General features: G+C 66.6%; 18 protein-coding genes. 11 read left to right on the top strand and 7 right to left on the bottom strand.

The genetic code is table 11. The annotated features are described in order from the left end of the window. Positions 1-71 precede the first annotated feature (71 nt). Positions 72-1,199: a mandelate racemase/muconate lactonizing enzyme family protein gene (locus KVT32_RS04975; protein WP_062840413.1), complete on the bottom strand. Its 1,128-nt coding sequence runs from the start codon at positions 1,197-1,199 to the stop codon at positions 72-74. Between the two features lie 160 nt (positions 1,200-1,359). Between KVT32_RS04975 and KVT32_RS04980 the strand changes: the two genes are divergently transcribed. Next, the gene (locus KVT32_RS04980) at positions 1,360-2,262 is read left to right on the top strand and encodes a LysR family transcriptional regulator (RefSeq protein WP_056321404.1); all 903 of its coding nucleotides are present in this window, start codon (positions 1,360-1,362) and stop codon (positions 2,260-2,262) included. On the opposite strand, the gene KVT32_RS04985 is transcribed toward KVT32_RS04980, so the two are convergent. Both KVT32_RS04985 and KVT32_RS04990 read right to left on the bottom strand, forming a co-directional pair. Beyond that, positions 2,259-3,449, bottom strand: a complete 1,191-nt coding sequence (locus tag KVT32_RS04985) for an amidohydrolase family protein (RefSeq protein ID WP_152383598.1) — start codon at positions 3,447-3,449, stop codon at positions 2,259-2,261. The two genes, KVT32_RS04980 and KVT32_RS04985, sit on opposite strands and share 4 nt — an antisense overlap. A 1-nt stretch (position 3,450) precedes the next feature. Continuing rightward, positions 3,451-3,648, bottom strand: a complete 198-nt coding sequence (locus KVT32_RS04990; RefSeq protein WP_056568607.1) for a hypothetical protein — start codon at positions 3,646-3,648, stop codon at positions 3,451-3,453. Positions 3,649-3,844: 196 nt separating this feature from the next. Between KVT32_RS04990 and KVT32_RS04995 the strand changes: the two genes are divergently transcribed. Together KVT32_RS04995 and KVT32_RS05000 are read left to right on the top strand one after the other, a co-directional pair. Continuing rightward, entirely contained in the window at positions 3,845-4,357 is a 513-nt protein-coding gene (locus KVT32_RS04995; RefSeq protein ID WP_152383597.1) for an ASCH domain-containing protein, read from the top strand. Positions 4,358-4,652: 295 nt separating this feature from the next. Then, positions 4,653-4,979, top strand: coding sequence for a virulence factor (locus KVT32_RS05000; protein ID WP_056321394.1), 327 nt, complete (start codon positions 4,653-4,655; stop codon positions 4,977-4,979). A gap of 230 nt (positions 4,980-5,209) precedes the next feature. On the opposite strand, the gene KVT32_RS05005 is transcribed toward KVT32_RS05000, so the two are convergent. The 4 genes from KVT32_RS05005 to KVT32_RS05020 all read right to left on the bottom strand — a co-directional run bounded on the left by KVT32_RS05005 (position 5,210) and on the right by KVT32_RS05020 (position 9,320). Further along, positions 5,210-5,458: a hypothetical protein gene (locus KVT32_RS05005; RefSeq protein ID WP_081100999.1), complete on the bottom strand. Its 249-nt coding sequence runs from the start codon at positions 5,456-5,458 to the stop codon at positions 5,210-5,212. 234 nt (positions 5,459-5,692) lie between these two features. After that, positions 5,693-7,039 carry a serine--tRNA ligase gene (gene serS, locus KVT32_RS05010; RefSeq protein WP_056321392.1) on the bottom strand — a complete coding sequence of 449 codons (1,347 nt, stop codon included), beginning with the start codon at positions 7,037-7,039 and terminating at the stop codon, positions 5,693-5,695. Between the two features lie 45 nt (positions 7,040-7,084). Continuing rightward, positions 7,085-8,425, bottom strand: coding sequence for a replication-associated recombination protein A (locus KVT32_RS05015; RefSeq protein WP_217617773.1), 1,341 nt, complete (start codon positions 8,423-8,425; stop codon positions 7,085-7,087). A 103-nt stretch (positions 8,426-8,528) separates the two neighbouring features. After that, a complete protein-coding gene (locus tag KVT32_RS05020) occupies positions 8,529-9,320 on the bottom strand; it encodes a deaminated glutathione amidase (protein ID WP_062840408.1) in 792 nt (263 codons plus the stop codon). A 177-nt stretch (positions 9,321-9,497) separates the two neighbouring features. Between KVT32_RS05020 and KVT32_RS05025 the strand changes: the two genes are divergently transcribed. The 8 genes from KVT32_RS05025 to KVT32_RS05060 all read left to right on the top strand — a co-directional run bounded on the left by KVT32_RS05025 (position 9,498) and on the right by KVT32_RS05060 (position 18,745). Then, positions 9,498-10,766 carry an amino acid deaminase gene (locus tag KVT32_RS05025; protein WP_217617774.1) on the top strand — a complete coding sequence of 423 codons (1,269 nt, stop codon included), beginning with the start codon at positions 9,498-9,500 and terminating at the stop codon, positions 10,764-10,766. Positions 10,767-10,878: 112 nt separating this feature from the next. Next, entirely contained in the window at positions 10,879-12,438 is a 1,560-nt protein-coding gene (locus KVT32_RS05030) for an ABC transporter substrate-binding protein (protein ID WP_082586259.1), read from the top strand. Positions 12,439-12,531: 93 nt separating this feature from the next. Then, positions 12,532-13,473 (top strand): ABC transporter permease, encoded by a 942-nt coding sequence (locus KVT32_RS05035; protein WP_056321384.1) that lies wholly within the window; start codon positions 12,532-12,534, stop codon positions 13,471-13,473. Positions 13,474-13,482: 9 nt separating this feature from the next. Continuing rightward, on the top strand, positions 13,483-14,352 hold the full coding sequence (locus KVT32_RS05040) for an ABC transporter permease (protein ID WP_056321381.1): 870 nt from the start codon (positions 13,483-13,485) through the stop codon (positions 14,350-14,352). 2 nt (positions 14,353-14,354) lie between these two features. Further along, entirely contained in the window at positions 14,355-15,362 is a 1,008-nt protein-coding gene (locus tag KVT32_RS05045; RefSeq protein ID WP_063954866.1) for an ABC transporter ATP-binding protein, read from the top strand. Continuing rightward, entirely contained in the window at positions 15,359-16,357 is a 999-nt protein-coding gene (locus KVT32_RS05050; protein ID WP_217617775.1) for an ABC transporter ATP-binding protein, read from the top strand. The genes KVT32_RS05045 and KVT32_RS05050 overlap by 4 nt, the downstream gene beginning before the upstream one ends. Before the next feature lie 29 nt (positions 16,358-16,386). Further along, on the top strand, positions 16,387-17,259 hold the full coding sequence (locus KVT32_RS05055; protein WP_056321370.1) for a MurR/RpiR family transcriptional regulator: 873 nt from the start codon (positions 16,387-16,389) through the stop codon (positions 17,257-17,259). 13 nt (positions 17,260-17,272) lie between these two features. Beyond that, on the top strand, positions 17,273-18,745 hold the full coding sequence (locus KVT32_RS05060) for an amidohydrolase family protein (RefSeq protein WP_217617776.1): 1,473 nt from the start codon (positions 17,273-17,275) through the stop codon (positions 18,743-18,745). Positions 18,746-18,763 lie beyond the last annotated feature (18 nt).

Consider the following 18,763-nt stretch of genomic DNA (forward strand, 5'->3'; position numbering starts at 1 on the left):
ACCTGCGTGAACCGGCGCCGCTGCCGCATGCGCACCGCATGTGACGTTTGGCGCGGCGCCTCGCGAGTGGCCTAGCGGCCGACGCGCGTCCACTTGCCGAAGCGTTCGACCATGCGCTCGTCAAAGCCGAATCCCAGCCCCGGCTCCTGATGCAGGATCACGCGGCCCTGCTTGTGGGTCAGTTGGCGGTCGACCAGCTTGCGGAAGTTCAGCACCTGGTCGTCCCAGAAGAATTCGACATAGCGCGCGTTGGGCGTGGCCGCGACCAGCGGCGCATGCACGTCGTGAAACCAGTGCGGGCACACCACCACGCCGTAGCTGGCCGCCGTGGCCGCGATGCGCTTCCATTCGGTGATGCCGCCGCAGACCGCCGCGTCCGTCTGCAGGATGCCGGCCGCGCCCTTGTCCAGCAGTTCCTTGTGATACCAGCGGCCGTAGCCGATTTCGGCCGTGGCGATCGGCAGATGCGTCAGCCGCGCCAGCTTGGCATGGCTGTCGATGTCGTCCGGGCCGAACGGTTCCTCGATGAAGTACGGTTCGTATTGCTCGAAACGGCGGATGTACTGCATGGCCTGCGTCACGTCCTGCCAGGCGTTATTGCAGTCCATCATCAACTCGACATCCGGCCCCACGGCTTCGCGCGCGGCCTTCAGACGCGCTTCTTCCTCGCGGGGCGAGAGGCGGCCAGTCTTCATCTTGACGGCGCCAAAGCCCTTGGCAACATAGCTGGCCATCTCCTCGCCCAGGTGCTGCGGGGTCTTGCCATCCAGGTAATAACCGCCGCTGGCATACGCCGGCACCGATTCCAATTCCATCGCGCCCAGGAATTTGTGCAGCGGCAGGCCCGCGGTCTTGGCATTCAGGTCCCACAACGCGATGTCCAGCGCGCTCAATGCGCGCATCACCGTGCCCTGCCGGCCCTGCAACAGCGCTTCCTGATACATCGCCTGCCACAGGCCTTCGACCGCATGCGAATCCTTGCCCAGCAGCACAGGTCCCAGCAGGCTCTGGACGGCGGCCTCGAAAATGGCGCCGCCGGCGCTGCCCACGTAGCAAAAGCCGATGCCTTCGACGCCATCGGTAGAGCGCACCTTGACCAGGCCGTAGTGGCGGGTGGACACGGTGCGGTTGGAGAACGAGGTGACTTTATCCAGAGGCACCGCCGCGGCGCATACGTCTATGGATTCAATGATGGGCACGGGCAAGCTCCTTGATGACAGTGAAATCGGCTGGACCGATCGGCGCGCCGCGCGCTGCCTGATCGCCTGGACGTATTCTTCCCCTGCCCAAAGAAAACAACAATTATCTTCACGCATCTTTAGAATACGGAAAAACCATCTTCCCGATAGGCAGGCCGGTGTGGACTCACGCTTTTTGCAGACGTATGTGCATGTGGTGGAACTGGGTTCCATCGCCCAAGCCGCCCGCCACCAGGGGCTGACGCCAGCGACGGTGCAGCAACGGCTGCGCGCGCTGGAAGCCGACGTGGGCAGCGCGTTGATCGCACGCTCGGGCCGTACGGTCAAACCCACGCCTGCCGGCGTGCGCATCCTGGAGCGGGCGCGCGCCATCCTGCGCGACGTGCGCGACCTGCGCTCGGCCGCGTCGGACACGGATCTGCCTGCAGGGCCCTTGCGGCTGGGCGCCACGCCCACCGCCCTGACCGGCATCATGCCGCCCGTGCTGCGCACCTGGGTGGCGCGGCATCCAGGCATCGAGATCTATATCGAGCCGGCGCCGACCACGCTGCTCTACAGCAAGGTGCTGTCGGGCGAACTGGACGGCGCGCTGCTGGTGCATCCCCTGTTTCCCATTCCCAAGACCTGCGCGTGGCGCGACCTGCGCCGCGAACCGCTGGTGCTTGTCACGCCTGCGCAGATGAAGGTCGACGACCCGCTGGCCGTCATCGCCCGGGAACCGTACATCTGCTATGACCGCAGCGTGGTGGGCGGCAAGATGGCGGACGACTACCTGCGCGCGCGCAGCCTGCGCCCCCGGGTCCGCTTTGAACTGGATGGGATCGAATCGATTGCCAAGCTGGTTTCCGAGGGGCTGGGCGTGGCGCTGCTGCCAGACTGGGCCAGCACAGGCGCGCCGCTGGCGCACGTCAAACGCTGGCCGCTGCCCGAGCCCTGTCCGGTACGAACGGTGGGCGCCATCTGGCTGCGGTCAGGCGTGCGATCGGAATTGATGCGGGCCTTCGTGGAACTGGCCGAATCGCAGCTGGGGCTGGGCGGCACGGCCGCCCAGCGCACCCGCTAGGCGATGGCGTCTTCGCCGTTGCGCGCCACGACCACGCCGCTGGACACCACCAGGCGCCGCGGCGAACGCTGCACCACGGCTTGGGCGATACAGCCCGCATCGGCCAGCACCAGATCGGCACGCGCGCCGGGCGCCAGGCCGTAGTCCGCAAATCCGCAGGCGCGGGCGGCGGCGCGGGTCACGCAGTCGAATGCCCACTCGATCTCGTCGTCGCGGCGCAGATCGTTGCGCAGCCCGATCAGCGCGGCGCGCTCCAGCATGTCGGGGCTGCCGTAAGGCGTCCAGGTGTCCCGGATGCCGTCATTGCCGCCAAAAAGCGTCACGGCCGCCTCGCGGCAGGCGCGTAGCGAGGGCACCGGACGAGACGCCGGCGCGGTGGTCAGCAGCGCGACGTCCAGCAGCGCCAACCGCCGCAGCAAGCCCTCCAGACGGCGGGCGTCGAGCGCGCCCAGGCAGAAGGCGTGGCTGATGACGACCTTGCCTTTCATGTCCAGTGCCTGGACGCGGTCCAGAATCAGCTCCAGCGTAAAGGCGCCCAGTTCGCCGGGCTCATGCAGATGGATATCCACCGGCTTGCCGTGCTTGTCGGCCAGGCCAAACAGCACATCAAGGGATTTCACGGGATCACGGTCGATGGCGGACGGGTCCAGCCCGCCGAGCACATCGGCGCCATCGGCAAGCGCCTGGTCCAGCAGGTCGGCTGTACCGGCGCGCGCCAGGAGGCCAGACTGCGGAAACGCCACCGTCTGGATCTCGACGCGCCCGGCCAGCGCTTGCCGCGTGTCATGCACGCCTTCCAGGTGTTTCAGTCCCGCGTCGGTGTCGATATCGACGTGGGTGCGGATGCGGGTGGTGCCCGCGCGCAGGAACGCCAGAGCCAGCGCATGCGAATGGCTGGCGGCGTCGTGCCCGGTGGCGGCGCGCCAGTTGCGTTCGTTGTCGATGCGATCGGTCAGGGACGGGCCGACCTTGTTCACATACCAGGCCGAACCCCAGGTCGTCTTGTCCAGATGGGTGTGGCCTTCGACGAAGGCGGGCAGCAGCAAGGCGCCGCCGCCCTCTTCGACGTTCACGGCGGGATCGGCCTCAAGGCCGGGGCCGATTTGCAGGATGCGGCCGCCGCGCACCAGAACGTCCACGCCCTCGCCTTGCGGCGTGCGGACGTTCGTGAGGAGCAGATCCGCCATGTCAGACTTGGGGCGGTTCGATCCAGAAAAAGCGCTCGCCCTGGCGGACCATGTCGGCAACGCCTTCGGCGCCGATGCGATAGTCCGTGCCCATCAGCGTGGCCCCGCCGTCTTCATGGATATGGATGACGGCCAGCGGGTCGTTGGCCATGGTGTACCAGTAGTAACCGGGCTTGAGATTATGGAGGTCGGTAGTCATGCGTCGAGTATACAAACAACGCCTCGGCATTTTCAAAAAGACAACACATATGCAGCGCCCACCTGACAGGTAAGTCGTGACACGTCATACTCCCCGAAGCAGAGATTGAGTCCGTCTCAAGCAGGTGGCACGTGCAGGCCCCGGCCATAACAGCAATAAGCGCGCAAGCGTTAATCGCGAGGGATACAGCTAGCACATGAAACGGCAGTTACTTCAGTTCAGCGAACCGCTCAAGCAGGCCATTCTGGATGGGGCAAAGGTGCAAAGCCGGCGCATTCTCAAACCGCAGCCGTCCAAGTTCACCACGATCTGGTACGCGGACGCCGCCGATTCGGGCAGATGGGTGGCCATGGGCCCGTCGCCCGATAACCCGTCCGAGATGCGCAAGACTTCAAGCTGGGTCAGGTGCCCCTACGGAAAATCGGGCGAGACCATCATCCTGGCCGACGAAGCCGGCGCGCCGTTCGCCAGCGCCGTCGTCGTGGGCATACGTATCCAGCGGCTGCAGAACCTGACCGAGGCCGATGCGCGTGCGGAGGGCACGCACGCGCTTTATCAAAGCTCGGCGCTACTGCCCGGCGTGCCGCTGCAAACGGCGTTCGCGCTGATGTGGTGCGAACGCTATGGCGCGCACGCGTGGGCGGCCAATCCCTGGGTGTGGGTGGTCGAATATCGCCAGACCACACCCTTCGACAAGTCGGATTACTGATGCGCTGGCGCGCGGGCGCAACACCGCGCGCGCCGGTTGACCGGAGTTGGTGTCAAGGTGTAACACCAACCCTCGGCTTCAGTTAATTCCATCCTATTTCAATCGACTTCAAGCGACGTTTCGCCAGAGCGGACCCGCGCTGCCGCAGTGCAGCACCCGTCGCCCACTGAAAACGGGGGCGGTTGCGGATTGTCGCGATTGCGGCCGGGATGCTTACGTATAGCTGGCGCAAACCGCCGAAAATAGCGCCAACGAATACTCAACTTTGCTGCGTCTCGCAGCGGGCAGGTGCAAGATGAAAAAATGGCTTATTGCAGGTGTTGGCGCCGCGGGGCTGATGATCTCCAGTGTCGCCTTGGCACGCGTGGACGTTGGCATCTCGATCGGCGTTCCTGGAATCGTCTACCCGGCACCAGTCTATGTGGCTCCGCAGCCGGTCTACGTGGCGCCGCCGCCGCCGGTGTATTACCGCCCGGCGCCGGTGTACGTCGCGCCCCCGCCGCCGGTGGTATACCCGGCGCCCGTGTATTACCGTGGCGGTCGCTACTACGATCGCGGCCACTATCACGGCCCGAAACACGGTCACGGGTATTACCGGGGCCGCGGCCACGACCGCGATTGATAATCGCTCGCGCCAAAAGCAAAGGCCACTCCTGCGAGTGGCCTTTCTTTTGTCGAGGCAATATCCGATGCCCCGTGACAACCTGTCAGGCGGCAGGCGCCTGCACAGGCTTTGCAACCACCGAGGCCGGTTGTTGCGCAACCGGTTTGGCCTTGTCATCGGCCCAACGCGGCGATTCCTGGACCAGATCGATCCAGCGGCGCGGCGCACTGGACGCCCGCCACCAACCATTATGCGGACGCATGAGCAAACTCCGGTTCACCGTTAAAACGCACACCATTAATGCCCTGGAACAGATGACGGCTTTCCTGTTCTGCTTCGTGCAAATCAGTGAACGGCGCCTGACCCGGCACCGTCCAGCATTTTTCGGGTGCGGTTCCGCCGATTCGGCGAGTCCATATTTGCACCCGATAACCCTGCTCGTCTTCCTTTGCCACAGAGCATCTCACACGAAAATCTCCAATCATTCTTGAAGTCATGGACAACTCCTTGTTATATAAGTGAATGAAGCGTGTAGAACGCCGGTGTATTGTGCCGTAACTATCCGGCCCTTTTATGCCAAATACACATTTGCTCACATCAAAAATCAAGCACTCACGTGAGCACGATAACGTTCCAAAAAGACAGCAATATGTCGGCAATGATAAAAAAAAACGGAGCCCGCAGGCTCCGTCTTTTTATCAGCCAAATGGCCGATGGACGCCGCGCGAATATCAGGGTTTTAGTACCGTAATACCGCCCATGTAGGGCTGCAGCGCTTCCGGAATCAACACGCTGCCGTCTTCCTGCTGGTGGTTTTCCAGCACGGCGACCAGTGCGCGGCCCACCGCCAGGCCGGAGCCGTTCAGGGTGTGGACATATTCCGGCTTGCCCTGGGCATTGCGGAAACGCGCCTGCATGCGGCGGGCCTGGAAGGTTTCGCAGTTGGACACCGACGAAATCTCGCGCCAGGTATTTTGTGCCGGCAGCCAGACTTCCAGGTCATAGGTCTTGGACGACCCGAAACCCATGTCGCCCGTGCATAGCAGCACGACGCGGTACGGCAGATTCAGCAATTGCAGCACGCGCTCGGCGTGCCCGACCATTTCTTCCAGGGCCTCGTACGACTGGTCCGGCTGCGTGATCTGCACCATTTCGACCTTGTCGAACTGGTGCTGGCGGATCATGCCGCGGGTGTCGCGGCCGCCGCTGCCGGCTTCCGAGCGGAAGCACGGCGTGTGGGCGGTGAGCTTGAGCGGCAGGTCGGCGGCGGCCTGGATCGTGCCGCTGGCCACGCTGGTCAGCGTGATTTCCGAGGTGGAAATCAGGTACTGGTCTTCGCGCACATACGGCTTGCCCTGGTCGTCGACCTTGGGATCGTCGTCGCCGCCACCCTTGGAGACCGCAAACATGTCGTCCTTGAACTTGGGCAACTGGCCGGTGCCGTACAGCGTCGAGGCGTTGACGATGTACGGGGTGTAGCACTCGGTATAGCCGTGCGTGCCGGTCTGCAGGTCGAGCATGAACTGGGCCAGCGCACGGTGCAGGCGGGCGATGGGGCCGCGCATGAACGAAAAGCGCGCGCCCGACAGCTTGGCGGCCATGTCGAAGTCCAGGCCCAGCGGTTCGCCCAGCGCGACGTGGTCGCGCGGCTCGAAGCCCAGCGCGGGCGGGTTGCCGTCGGCGCCGGCCTGGCCGGGCAGCCAGCGGCGCACTTCGACGTTGTCGTCGGCGGACTCGCCCAGCGGCACGCTGGCGTGCGGCAGGTTCGGCACCGACATGAGCAGGTCATTGAGCGGCTGCTGCAGGGCGGCCAGCTCTTCCTCGAGCTGCTTCAGGCGCACGGGCACGGCCTGCGATTCCGCCATGACGGCGCTGGCGTCCTCGCCCTTGGCCTTCAATTGGCCGATCTGCTTGGCCAGCGCGTTGCGGCGGGCTTGCAGGGACTCGGTTTCGGTCTGGACGGCCTTGCGGCGAGACTCCAGGTCGTTGAACCGTTCCGTGTCGAAGGCGACGCCGCGGGTCTTCAGGCGGTCTACGACGGTTTGCAGGTCTTTGCGCAGCAGTATCGGGTCTAGCATGGTGAGGTCGGTGAGGTTGCAAAAAAGGCGGCGGGGGATTGCCCGTCACCGGTTCTTGGCGCGTTCCTGTGCGTCCAGCTCGCGCAGGAATGCCAGCTTCTGCTGGATTTTAGCCTCCAGGCCGCGATCGGTCGGCCGGTAGAAGGAAGGCTTGAGTCCGTCAGGGAAATATTGCTCGCCCGCGGCGTAGCCGTGCGGCTCGTCGTGCGCGTAGCGGTAGGCCTTGCCATGACCCAGCTGTTTCATCAGCTTGGTCGGCGCATTGCGCAAGTGGATGGGCACCGGCGCGCTGCCGTGTTCCGCCGCGAACTTGCGCGCCTGGTTGTAGGCGTTGTAGACGGCGTTGGACTTGGCGGCGCACGCCATGTACACCACCGCCTGCGCCAGCGCCAGCTCGCCCTCGGGGGAACCGAGTCGCTCGTAGATGTCGGCGCCGTTCACGGCCAGATCGGTCGCGCGGGGGTCGGCCAGGCCGATGTCTTCCACCGCCATGCGCACCAGGCGGCGCGACAGGTACTTGGGATCGGCGCCGCCGTCGATCATGCGGCAGAACCAGTAGAGCGCCGCGTCCGGGTTCGAGCCGCGCACCGACTTGTGCAGCGCGCTGATCTGGTCGTAGAAGGCGTCGCCGCCCTTGTCGAAGCGCCGCAGATTCTGCGACAGCGAGATTTCCAGCCAGGCGGCATCCACCGTGTCGCGTCCGGCCGACTGCGCCGACTCGGCCACGACTTCCACCGCGCTGATCAGGCGGCGCGCGTCGCCGTCGGCCCACGCGGCCAGCTGCTCGCGCGCGTCGGGCTCGATGCGGATGGCGTCGCCCGGTTCCTGTCCTTCATTGAGCGCCGCGACCGCACGGTCAACGAGCTGTTGCAGTTCTTCTGCCGTCAACGATTGCAGCACATACACGCGCGCCCGCGACAGCAAGGCCGAGTTGACCTCGAACGACGGGTTTTCGGTGGTCGCGCCGATGAACGTGAACAGCCCGCTTTCGACATACGGCAGGAAGGCGTCCTGCTGCGCCTTGTTGAAGCGGTGGACTTCGTCGACGAAGAGGATGGTGCGCCGGCCCTGGCCTTGCGCGACCTGCGCCACCGTCACGGCGTCGCGGATGTCCTTCACGCCACCCAGCACGGCCGAGATGGCGATGAACTGCGCGTCGAAGCCGTCGGCCATCAGGCGCGCCAGCGTGGTCTTGCCCACGCCGGGCGGCCCCCAGAAGATCATGGAATGCGGACGGCCGGAGTCGAAGGCGACGCGCAGCGGCTTGTCGGGTCCCAGCAGGTGCGACTGGCCAACCACGTCGGACAGGGTGCGGGGACGCAGGCGTTCGGCCAGGGGAACATAGGGCCGATGCGCGGGATCGGCCGCGAAGAGATCGTTGCTCATTGGCAGCAGATGAAGGGGTGCAGCAAGGATTTCAAGTCTGCATTACACCATGCCCGCGTCACGACGCCCGCATGCCGTTCCGCCAGCCGGCGGCCTGGCCGCCCTACGCCAGTTCGGGCGGTGCAAAGCGGCGGTTGGCCAGCACGGGCAACACCTTGCGCGCATGGGCGAGGCGCTCCGGGTCGATGTCGGCGAAGACCAGCGCGGGCGCTTCGCCCGCGCGCGCCGTGACGACGCCCAGCGGATCCACCACCATGCTGCAACCGATGTTGCGCTCGCCGCATTCGCCGGTGGCCGCGACGTAGCAGGTGTTCTCCAGCGCCCGCGCCGTGACCAGGACCTCCCAGTGCATTTCCTTGAGCGGGCCGCGCACCCACGCGGCCGGCAGCACCAGCAGGTCGGCGCCGTCCAGCGCCAGCCGGCGGGCCAATTCGGGAAAGCGCACGTCGTAGCAGGTCATGAGGCCCACGCGCAGGCCGGCGATGTCCAGCAGCGGCGGGATGTCCGTGCCCGGAGTGACATTGGTCGATTCCTTCATGGTGAAGGCGTCGTACAGATGCAGCTTGCGGTACTGCGACAGGATCTGGCCGTCGCGGATCGTGACCAACGTGTTCCACACCCGGCCCTCGCCCGTCGGCACGTGCACGCACATCATGGTCGCCAGGTCCGACCCGCGGCTGGCATCCAGCAGGCGCGTGATGAACGGGCCGTCCAGCGGCTGCGCGGCCTTGAGCACGATCTGCGGATCGGTGATGTCGCGCGCCAGGATGCCTTCGGGCAGAACCAGGAGGCCTGCCCCGCCGGCGCGGGCGCGTTCCATGAGATCGATGCAGACCTGCGCGTTTTCTTCCCAGACGCGGCTGACGGCGAACTGGCCCAGGGCGACTTTCAGCATGGCATTTCCTTTGTCAAAGCACAGGCGCGCCTCAAGGGGCGCGCGGCATGGACCTATTTTCCCATCGTCCGGGCGCCATGGCGTACGGGAAACTCCTAGCTCCCGCTTGTAAATTTCTTTCACGATAATGAAAAAAACTGGATTTGACGTAAATATTTTCCATACCGGGCCGCCACCATGACCAACTCTTCCTCTCCCGCAGCTCCCCTGGACGTGAACGGCAAGGGCCTGGGCGCGTTTCCCGAATCCTGTACCACCGCCGACGTGGCGGCACTGAACTGGAACCTGCTGAACGAGGACGTGAGCCTGCCGGTGGCCGTGCTGTACGAAGCCCGCATGCGTCACAACCTGCAGTGGATGCAGCAGTTCATGGAGGCCTATCACGTCAAGCTGGCGCCGCACGGCAAGACGACGATGAGTCCCGCCCTGTTCAAGCGCCAGATCGACAACGGCGCGTGGGGCATTACCCTGGCCACCGCACCGCAGGTCCTGGCGGCGTACCAGCACGGCGTGCGCCGGGTGCTGATGGCCAATCAGCTCGTGGGCCGCGCCAACATGACCATCATCGCCCGTCTGCTGGAGGATCCGGCCTTCACCTTCTTCTGCATCGTGGATTCTGCCGCCAACGCCGCGCAGCTGGGCAAGTTCTTCGGCGACGAGGGCAAGGTGCTGCCCGTGCTGATCGAACTGGGTCCGGCGGGCGGGCGCACCGGCGTGCGCGACGACGCGCAGTTGCAGGCCGTGGCCGATGAGATCGCCCGCTGGCCCGGCCTGGCGCTGGCCGGCATCGAAGTCTATGAAGGCGTGCTGCAGGAAGAAGGCGCCATCCGCGCCTTCCTGCGCCGCGCCACCGACGCCTTGCGGGGCCTGGCCGCCGCGGGCCGGCTGCGCAAGAGCGGGCCCGCCCTCATCTCCGGCGCCGGATCGGCCTGGTTCGACGTCGTGGCCGAGGAATTCTCGCAACTGGACATCGGCAGCCCGCTGGACGTGGTGTTGCGCCCGGGTTGCTACCTGTCGCACGACGTGGGCATCTACCGCAGCGCCGCCGAGCGCATCAACGCGCAAAACCCCGTGGCCCGCCAGATGGAGCCCGGCCTGCAACCTGCCTTGCAAGTCTGGGCCTACGTGCAGTCGCTGCCCGAACCCGGGCGCGCCATCATCGCGATGGGCAAGCGCGACGCGGCCTTTGACGCGGGCCTGCCCACCCCTGCCCTGCTGTACCGGCCCGGTTCGGTGCAGCCCGGCGCGGCGCCGTCCCACTGGAAGCTGTCGGCCATGATGGACCAGCACGCCTTCATGCAGGTGGGCGACGGCGACGACATCCAGGTGGGCGACATGATCGCCTTCGACATTTCGCATCCCTGCCTGACGTTCGACAAATGGCGTCAGGTGCTGCTGGTGAACGAGCACTACGGCGTCACCGGCGTGGCCGAAACCTTTTTCTAGTCCCCCTGCCCGCGGCACCGCGCCAGGCCCACAGGGGACCGCAGGATCCGGGCACCCGGCGCTCATCCGAACTTACGCGACAACCTGTTTCTGACCCTCTGGAGAGAGAATCATGAACTTCCGTACCTCCCGGCGAGGCGGTGGGCTGAAGAGCCTGCTCGCGGCCGGCGCAATTGGCTTGACCGCTTTGTCGACCCCCGCCCTCTGTGCCACGCCGGTCAAGGGAGGCACGATCTCTGTCGCCACCATCGGCGAGCCGCCGACGCTGGACCCGATGACCAGCACCGCCGACCTGGTGGGCATCCTGACCCAGCACTTCTTCGAGACGCTGTACACCTTTGACGCGAAGTGGAACCTGACGCCGCTCCTGGCCGACAAGATGCCGGAAGTGTCGGCGGACGGGCTGGTCTACACGATTGCGCTGCGCCAGGGCATCACGTTCCATGACGGCTCGAAGATGGATTCGTCGGACGTGCTGGCGTCCCTGAAGCGCTGGACCGAGACCGCCACGCGCGGCAAGATGGCCGCCAAGATCATCAGCGGGATCGAGGCCCCGGACGCCAACACGATCCGCATCACGCTCAAGCAGCCGTACGCACCGCTGACCGCCCTGCTGGCCATGAACAACAGCGCCGCGGTCATCATGCCCAAGGGCAAGATCGCGCCGTCCCTGACCGAATTTGTCGGCACCGGCCCGTATCAGTTGAAGGCCCGCGTGCCCGACCAGTATGTGCAGCTCGTCCGCTTCGAGGGCTACAAGCAGCGCGAAGGCGAGCCCAACGGCTATGGCGGCGCACGCAAGCAATACCTGGACGAAATCCGCTTCGTGCCGGTCAGCAATGCCAACACCCGCGTCGAAAGCGCCGTGGCCGGCCAGTTCGACTACGTGGACTCGCTGCCCGTGGAATCGCTGCCCAAGCTGAAGAACGGCCGCTCCGATCCGGTCATGCTCAAGCCCTTCGGCTGGCCGCGCCTGGTGCTCAACACCAAGCAGGGCATCATGTCGAACCAGGCCGTGCGCCAGGCGGTGCAGCTTGCCCTGAACGAAGAGGACATGCTGTTCGCGGCGTTCGGCGACAAGAACTTCTACAAGCTCAATGGCGACCTGTACCCGGAAGGCTATCCGTGGGCCACGTCGCTGGGCGGCAAGGTCTACAACAAGGGCGACGCCGCGGCGGCCAAGAAGCTGGTGGACGGGGCCAACGTGCAGGACCGCAAGATCCGCATCCTGACCAGCCAGCAGTACGAGTTCCATTACAAGATGGCGCTGGTGGCCGCCGAATACCTGAAGGCCGCGGGCTTCACGGTGGACATGCAGGTGGTCGACTGGGCCACCCTGACGCAGCGCCGCCAGGATCCGGCCGTCTGGGACATCTTCATCACGCACAGCCCCTTCCTGCCTGAACCGGCGCTAATCGACTTCCCGTCCAAGGACGCGCCTGGCTGGTGGGACACGCCGCGCCGCAACCAGGTGCTGGACGCTTTCAACCAGGCCGGCTCGCAGGAAGAACGTGTGAAGCGCTGGGCCGACGTGCAGCAGGCCGTGTACGACGAAGTGCCTTTCATCAAGGTCGGCGACTTCAACGCCCAGGCCGCGCGCTCGCCCGCGCTGCAAGGCACGCAGGCCGTGCCGTGGCCGTACTTCTGGAACGCCTGGAAGGCGTCCAAGTAAGCGCACGTCCGTCGGGCGGCCGCTGCCGCCCGACGCCGCAGGCACCCGCGCGCGACCCGTTCGCGCCCGCGCAATGACCTCTAGGATTTCACCGTGTTGCGTTATCTCTTGAATCGGCTGGTCGGGCTGGTGGCCGTGATGTTCATCGTCGCGACGATCGTGTTCGTGATCATCCGCCTGACGCCCGGCGACCCGGCCGCCGTGATGCTCGGTCCCCAGGCCAGCCAGCAGGACATCGCCGCCCTGCGCGCGCAACTCGGGCTGGACCAGCCCGTGGCGGTGCAGTACGTGTCGTGGCTGGGCAAGCTGCTGCAGGGCGACCTGGGCCAGTCCATCTTCATGAACAAGCCGGTGCTGGCGGCGCTGGCCGACCGCGCCGAGCCGACGATCCTGCTGACGCTGATGTCGCTCTTGATCGCCAGCGCCATCGCACTGCCGGTCGGCATTCTTTCCGCGGTCAAACGGGGCACCACGCTGGACCAGTCGGTGCTGTCGTTCTCGATGTTCACGTCCAGCGTGCCCAGCTTCTGGTTGGGGCTGCTGCTGATGCAGGTGTTCTCCGTGAAGCTGGGCTGGCTGCCGGTGGCCGGTTATGGCGGCCCGGACGCCTCGCTGGCCACGCGCCTGTCGCACCTGATCCTGCCTGCGGTCGTGCTGGGCCTGGTGAATTCGGCCCTGATTACCCGCTTCATCCGCGCCAGCATGCTGGACGTGCTGCGCGACGACTATGTGCGCACGGCGCGGGCCAAGGGCCTGCCGGAACGCAAGGTCATCCTGAAGCACGCGGTGCGCAACGCGTTGATCCCGATTCTGACGGTGCTGGGTTTGACCACGGCGTTGCTCATCAGCGGCGCGGTTGTGACCGAGACCGTGTTCGGCCTGCCGGGTGTCGGCAGCCTGGTGGTGTCGGCGGTGCTGCGCCGCGACTATCCGGTCATCCAGGGCGCGCTGCTGATCATCGCGGCGATCTACGTGCTGATCAATCTGCTGATCGACCTGCTGTACCTCGTGGTCGACCCCCGCGTGCGTTACTGAGCCATCGACATGACGACTGCAACTTCCATGAATCCCGGCGCGGACCGCTGGCAGGTCCTGCGCCTGCTGGTGGCGCGCAAGACGGTGCTGATCAGCCTTATCGTGATCGTGGTGCTGGCGGCCGCCGCGCTGCTGGCGCCGTGGATCAGCCCCTACGATCCCTTCAAGCTGTCCATCATGAACCGCCTGAAGGCGCCCGGCGCCGCGCACTGGTTTGGCACCGACGACTTCGGCCGCGATGTTTTCAGCCGCGTCATCCACGGCGGACGGCTGTCGCTGATGGTCGGCTTTTCCGTCGTCATCCTGTCCAGCGTGCTGGGCATTGCGCTGGGGCTGATCGCGGGGTTCTTCCGCACGGCCGACAAGTTCGTGTCGCGGCTGATCGACGCGATGATGGCGTTCCCCGACATCCTGCTGGCCATTTCGCTGGTGGCCGCGCTGGGCCCGTCGCTGGTCAACGTGGTGATCGCGCTGGGCATCGTGTACACGCCGCGGCTGGCGCGCATCGTGCGGGCCTCGACGCTGGTGATCCGCGAACTGCCCTTCGTGGAAGCCGCCCGCGCGCTGGGCGTGCCCACCTGGCGCATCGTCACCGTGCACGTGCTGCGCAACCTGGTGTCGCCCATCCTGGTGCAGGGCACCTTCATCTTCGCGTACGCCATTCTGGCCGAGGCCGGCCTGTCGTTCCTGGGCGTGGGCGTGTCGCCCGACATCCCGACCTGGGGCACCATGATCAACGCGGGCCAGCAGTACATGGGGTCGGCCGATTGGATCATGATCTTTCCCGGCATCGCCATCGTGCTGTCCGTGCTGTCGCTGCAACTGGTGGGCGACGGCCTGCGCGACGTCCTCGATCCGCGCCTGCGCAAGGAGCTGTAAACATGACCGCAAGCACCCGAGACATCGTGCTGTCGGTGCAAGGCCTGAAGACCTGGTTCCACAGCCGCGACGGCATCGCCAAGTCGGTGGACGGCGTCACCTTCGACCTGGCCCGCGGCGAGACGCTGGCCATCGTCGGTGAATCCGGCTCCGGCAAGTCCGTAACCAGCCTGTCCATCATGGGCCTGTTGCCCAAGCCGGCTGGCCGCATCGAGGCCGGCAAGATCCTGTTCCGCGACCGCCAGGGCGTGCAGCACGACCTGGCGCACGCCACGCCCGCCACGCTCCAACGCATCCGCGGCGCCGAGATCGCGATGATATTCCAGGAGCCCATGACCAGCCTGAACCCGCTGTACACCGTGGGCGACCAGATCGCCGAGGCGGTGCTGCAGCATGAGGGCGGCTCGCGCGCCGCGGCGCTCAAGCGCGCCCGCGAGATGCTGGAGCGCGTGGAGATCCCGGCGGCCGACCGGCGCGTGAACGAGTATCCGCACCAGATGTCGGGCGGCATGCGCCAGCGCGTGATGATCGCGCTGGCCCTGGCCTGCAACCCCGCCGTGCTGATCGCCGACGAGCCCACCACGGCGCTGGACGTGACCGTGCAGGCGCAGATCCTGGACCTGCTGCGCCGCCTGCAGGCCGAGATGAACATGAGCATCCTGTTCATCACGCACAACCTGGGCGTGGTCGCCGAGATCGCGCATCGCGTGGCCGTCATGTATGCCGGGCGCGTGGTCGAGGACGCCGGCGTGTACGACCTGTTCGAAAAGCCCACGCATCCCTACACGCGCGGCCTGCTGTCCTGCCTGCCGACCGCCGCGCTGCTCGCGTCCGGCGAGCGCCTTCGCGCCATTCCCGGCAACGTGCCCAGCGTGCTGGCGCTGCCGCCCGGCTGCACCTTCGCGCCGCGCTGCCCGTTGGCGGCAGACGACTGCCGCGCCGGCGTCCCCGACCTGGTGACGGTGCAGGCCGAACACCGCGCGCGCTGCATCAAGGTAAATCCGCTATGACGAGCCCATCCACTCCCCGCGCCGCCGCGCCGCTGGTGCGCATCGACGACCTGAAGGTCCACTTCCCGACCTCGCAGGCGCGCAACGCCCCTGTCGTGCGCGCCGTGGACGGCGTGAGCTTCGACGTGCCGCGCAACACCATCGTGGGCCTGGTCGGCGAATCCGGCTCGGGCAAGACCACGACTGGCCGCGCCCTGCTGCGCCTGTTCGCCCCCACCGCCGGACGCATCGTGTTCGACGGGCAGGACATCACGACGCTCAATGAAAAGCAGATGCTGCCGTGGCGACGCCGCATGCAGATCGTATTCCAGGACCCGTACGCCAGTCTCAACCCGCGCATGACGGTGGCCGAGATCCTGGGGGAAGCCCTGGACACCCACAAGCTGGCGCAGCATCGCCGCGCCGAGCGGATCGGCGAATTTCTCGAACGTGTCGGCCTGAACGCGGACCACAGCCGCCGCTATCCGCACGAGTTCTCCGGCGGACAGCGCCAGCGCATCGGCATTGCCCGCGCGCTGGCAGTGGAGCCGGATTTCATCGTGGCCGACGAGCCCGTATCCGCGCTGGACGTCTCGGTGCAGGCACAGGTGCTGAACCTGCTGCAGGACCTGCAGCGCGACCTGGGCCTGACCATGCTGTTTGTCGCGCACGACCTGGCGGTGGTGGATTACCTGTGCGACGACGTCGTGGTGATGTACCTGGGCCGCGTCATGGAGCGCGGGCCGACCAGCGAAGTCTATGCGCGCCCGCGCCATCCCTACACCCGCGCGCTGCTGTCCGCCGCCCCCGTGCCGGATCCGCGTGCCCCGCGTTCGCGTATCCTCCTGAAGGGCGACATCCCGAGCCCGGTCAACCCGCCTTCCGGCTGCGTGTTCCGCACACGCTGCCCCCATGCCATCGACGCCTGTGCGGCGGCGGTGCCGCCGGCCGTCGGCGTGAGCGCGGACCACTACGTGTCCTGCATCCGCCTCGACGATCCCGCGCTCGCGGCATGAGTCCGCCCGAATTGATCCAGGAACCACACATGAACATCATCCGCGACATCGTCTTCCAGATACGCAGTCGGCGGGACGCATTGAGCGTGACAGAACGCAAGGTTGCCGACGCCATCCTGGACGACATCATCTGGAGCGCCAGCGCCACGGTGGACCAGCTTGCCGCCAAGGCCGGCGTCAGCATCGCCACCATCTCGCGGTTTGCGCGCACCGTCGGCTGCGACGACACGCGCGACCTGAAGATGAAGCTGGCGCAGGCCAGCACGGTGGGCAGCCGGTTCCTGGACCCCAGCGCGCCGGCCGAGGAAAGCACGTTCTATGCGCGCATCTATGCCGACATCGAGAGCACCCTGCGCGCGCATCTGCCGACGTTCACCGAGCCGCTATTCGAAGCCGCCGCGTCCATCGTGGACGGCGCGCGCATGATCTACGTCTTCGGCATGGGCGGCGCGTCGGCGGTGCTGGCGCAGGAAGTCCAGTCACGCCTGGTGCGGCTGGGCTATCCCATCGCGGTCTACAGCGACGCGGTGCTGCTGCGCATGGTGGCGGCGACGCTCGACGAGCGCGACGCCGTGCTGGTGCTGTCGGCTTCGGGCCTGACGCCCGAGATCGTCGGCGCCGCGCGCATCGTGAAGCAATACCGCGCGCGCATTGTCGCCATCACCGACGCGTCGTCCGAACTGGCGAAACTGGCCGACGTGGTGCTGCCCATCCGCACCGACGAGACCGACTTCATCTACAAGCCGTCGGCCTCGCGCTACGCGATGATGCTGGCCATCGACCTGCTGTCGACCGAACTGGCCATGCTGAACCAGGAAGAAAACCGCGAACGCCTGCGCCGGATCAAGCTGGCGCTGGACGAACACCGCGGCGGGCCGAACCGCCTGCCGCTGGGCGATTGATCGGGAAACCACGATGTACGACACCCTTATTGGCAACGTCCGGATCCTGGACGGTTCGGGCGGCCCCGAATACCGCGCCAACGTGGCGCTGGACGGCGGCCGCATTGCCGCTATCGGCGAGCTGCCCGGCGCGCCGGCGCGCCAGCTCATCGACGGCACCGATCTCGCGCTGGCCCCCGGCTTCATCGACGTCCACACCCACGACGACACCAACGTCATCCGCACGCCGGACATGCTGCCCAAGCTGTCGCAGGGCGTGACGACCGTGGTGGTGGGCAACTGCGGCATCAGCGCCTCGCCGGTCACGCTGCGCGGCGAGCCGCCCGATCCGATGAACCTGCTGGGCAAGCGCGAGGACTTCCGCTACGCCACCTTTGCCGACTACACCCGCGCAATCGAAGCTGCGCGGCCTGCCGTGAACGTGGCCGCCCTGGTGGGGCATACGGCCTTGCGCAGCAACCACATGGACCGGCTGGACCGGGCCGCGACGCGCGACGAGGTGCTGGCAATGCGCGCCCAACTGCGCGACGCCCTGGCGCACGGCGCGATCGGCCTGAGCACCGGCCTGGCCTATGCCTCGGCGTTCGACGCGGACACGGCCGAGGTCAAGCTGCTGGCCGAGGCGCTGGACGAATTCGGCGCGCTGTACACGACGCACCTGCGCTCGGAATTCGCCGCCATCCTGGAGGCCATGCAGGAAGCCTTCGACATCGGCCTGCACGCGCGCGTGCCGGTGGTGGTGTCGCACCTGAAGTGCGCCGGCGCCGGCAACTGGGGCCGCACGAAAGAGGTGCTGTTCGCGTTGGAAAACGCGGGGCGCATGCAGCATGTGGGCTGCGACTGCTATCCGTATTCCGCCAGTTCGTCGACGCTGGACCTGAAGCAGGTCACGGACGAATTCGATATCGACATCACCTGGTCCGAGCCGCATCCGGAGCAAGCGCGCCGCAAGCTGGCCGCCATCGCGGCGGACTGGGGCGTCACGCTGCTGGAGGCCGCCAAGCGGCTGCAACCGGCCGGCGCGGTGTATCACAACATGCACGAGGACGACGTGCGCCGCGTGCTGTCGCACCGGCTCACGATGGTGGGGTCGGATGGCCTACCCAACGATCCCATGCCGCATCCGCGGCTGTGGGGCGCCTTTCCGCGCGTGCTGGGCCATTACAGCCGGGACGTGGGCCTGTTTCCGCTGGCGCAGGCCGTGCACAAGATGACGGGGCTGTCCGCCGCGCGCTTCGGCCTTGCCGAGCGCGGCTTCGTGCGCGAGGGCCACCACGCGGATCTGGTGCTGTTCAACCCCGATACCGTCATCGACCGCGCGACCTTCGCCGCGCCCGTGCAGACCGCGGCGGGCATCGAGGCCGTTTGGGTCAATGGTGTCCTGTCGTACCGCAAGGGCCAGGCCACCGGCGAGCGCGCCGGCCGCTGGCTGCCGCGCAGCGGCGACCTGCGCGCGTCCTATCCCGCCCTTCCGGCTGCGTCGTAGCAGCCGCCCCCGGACCAC

It is taken from the genome of Achromobacter sp. GbtcB20, from assembly GCF_019091095.1.
Lineage (GTDB): Bacteria > Pseudomonadota > Gammaproteobacteria > Burkholderiales > Burkholderiaceae_B > Achromobacter > Achromobacter mucicolens.

Bases quoted from the DNA above. Each gene is read 5' to 3' on its own strand.
- KVT32_RS04985 (WP_152383598.1), bottom strand. From the start codon at position 3,449: ATGGCGGATCTGCTCCTCACGAACGTCCGCACGCCGCAAGGCGAGGGC.
- KVT32_RS04990 (WP_056568607.1), bottom strand. From the start codon at position 3,648: ATGACTACCGACCTCCATAATCTCAAGCCCGGTTACTACTGGTACACC.
- KVT32_RS04995 (WP_152383597.1), top strand. From the start codon at position 3,845: ATGAAACGGCAGTTACTTCAGTTCAGCGAACCGCTCAAGCAGGCCATT.
- KVT32_RS05000 (WP_056321394.1), top strand. From the start codon at position 4,653: ATGAAAAAATGGCTTATTGCAGGTGTTGGCGCCGCGGGGCTGATGATC.
- KVT32_RS05005 (WP_081100999.1), bottom strand. From the start codon at position 5,458: ATGACTTCAAGAATGATTGGAGATTTTCGTGTGAGATGCTCTGTGGCA.
- serS (WP_056321392.1), bottom strand. From the start codon at position 7,039: ATGCTAGACCCGATACTGCTGCGCAAAGACCTGCAAACCGTCGTAGAC.
- KVT32_RS05015 (WP_217617773.1), bottom strand. From the start codon at position 8,425: ATGAGCAACGATCTCTTCGCGGCCGATCCCGCGCATCGGCCCTATGTT.
- KVT32_RS05020 (WP_062840408.1), bottom strand. From the start codon at position 9,320: ATGCTGAAAGTCGCCCTGGGCCAGTTCGCCGTCAGCCGCGTCTGGGAA.
- KVT32_RS05025 (WP_217617774.1), top strand. From the start codon at position 9,498: ATGACCAACTCTTCCTCTCCCGCAGCTCCCCTGGACGTGAACGGCAAG.
- KVT32_RS05030 (WP_082586259.1), top strand. From the start codon at position 10,879: ATGAACTTCCGTACCTCCCGGCGAGGCGGTGGGCTGAAGAGCCTGCTC.
- KVT32_RS05040 (WP_056321381.1), top strand. From the start codon at position 13,483: ATGACGACTGCAACTTCCATGAATCCCGGCGCGGACCGCTGGCAGGTC.
- KVT32_RS05045 (WP_063954866.1), top strand. From the start codon at position 14,355: ATGACCGCAAGCACCCGAGACATCGTGCTGTCGGTGCAAGGCCTGAAG.
- KVT32_RS05050 (WP_217617775.1), top strand. From the start codon at position 15,359: ATGACGAGCCCATCCACTCCCCGCGCCGCCGCGCCGCTGGTGCGCATC.
- KVT32_RS05055 (WP_056321370.1), top strand. From the start codon at position 16,387: ATGAACATCATCCGCGACATCGTCTTCCAGATACGCAGTCGGCGGGAC.
- KVT32_RS05060 (WP_217617776.1), top strand. From the start codon at position 17,273: ATGTACGACACCCTTATTGGCAACGTCCGGATCCTGGACGGTTCGGGC.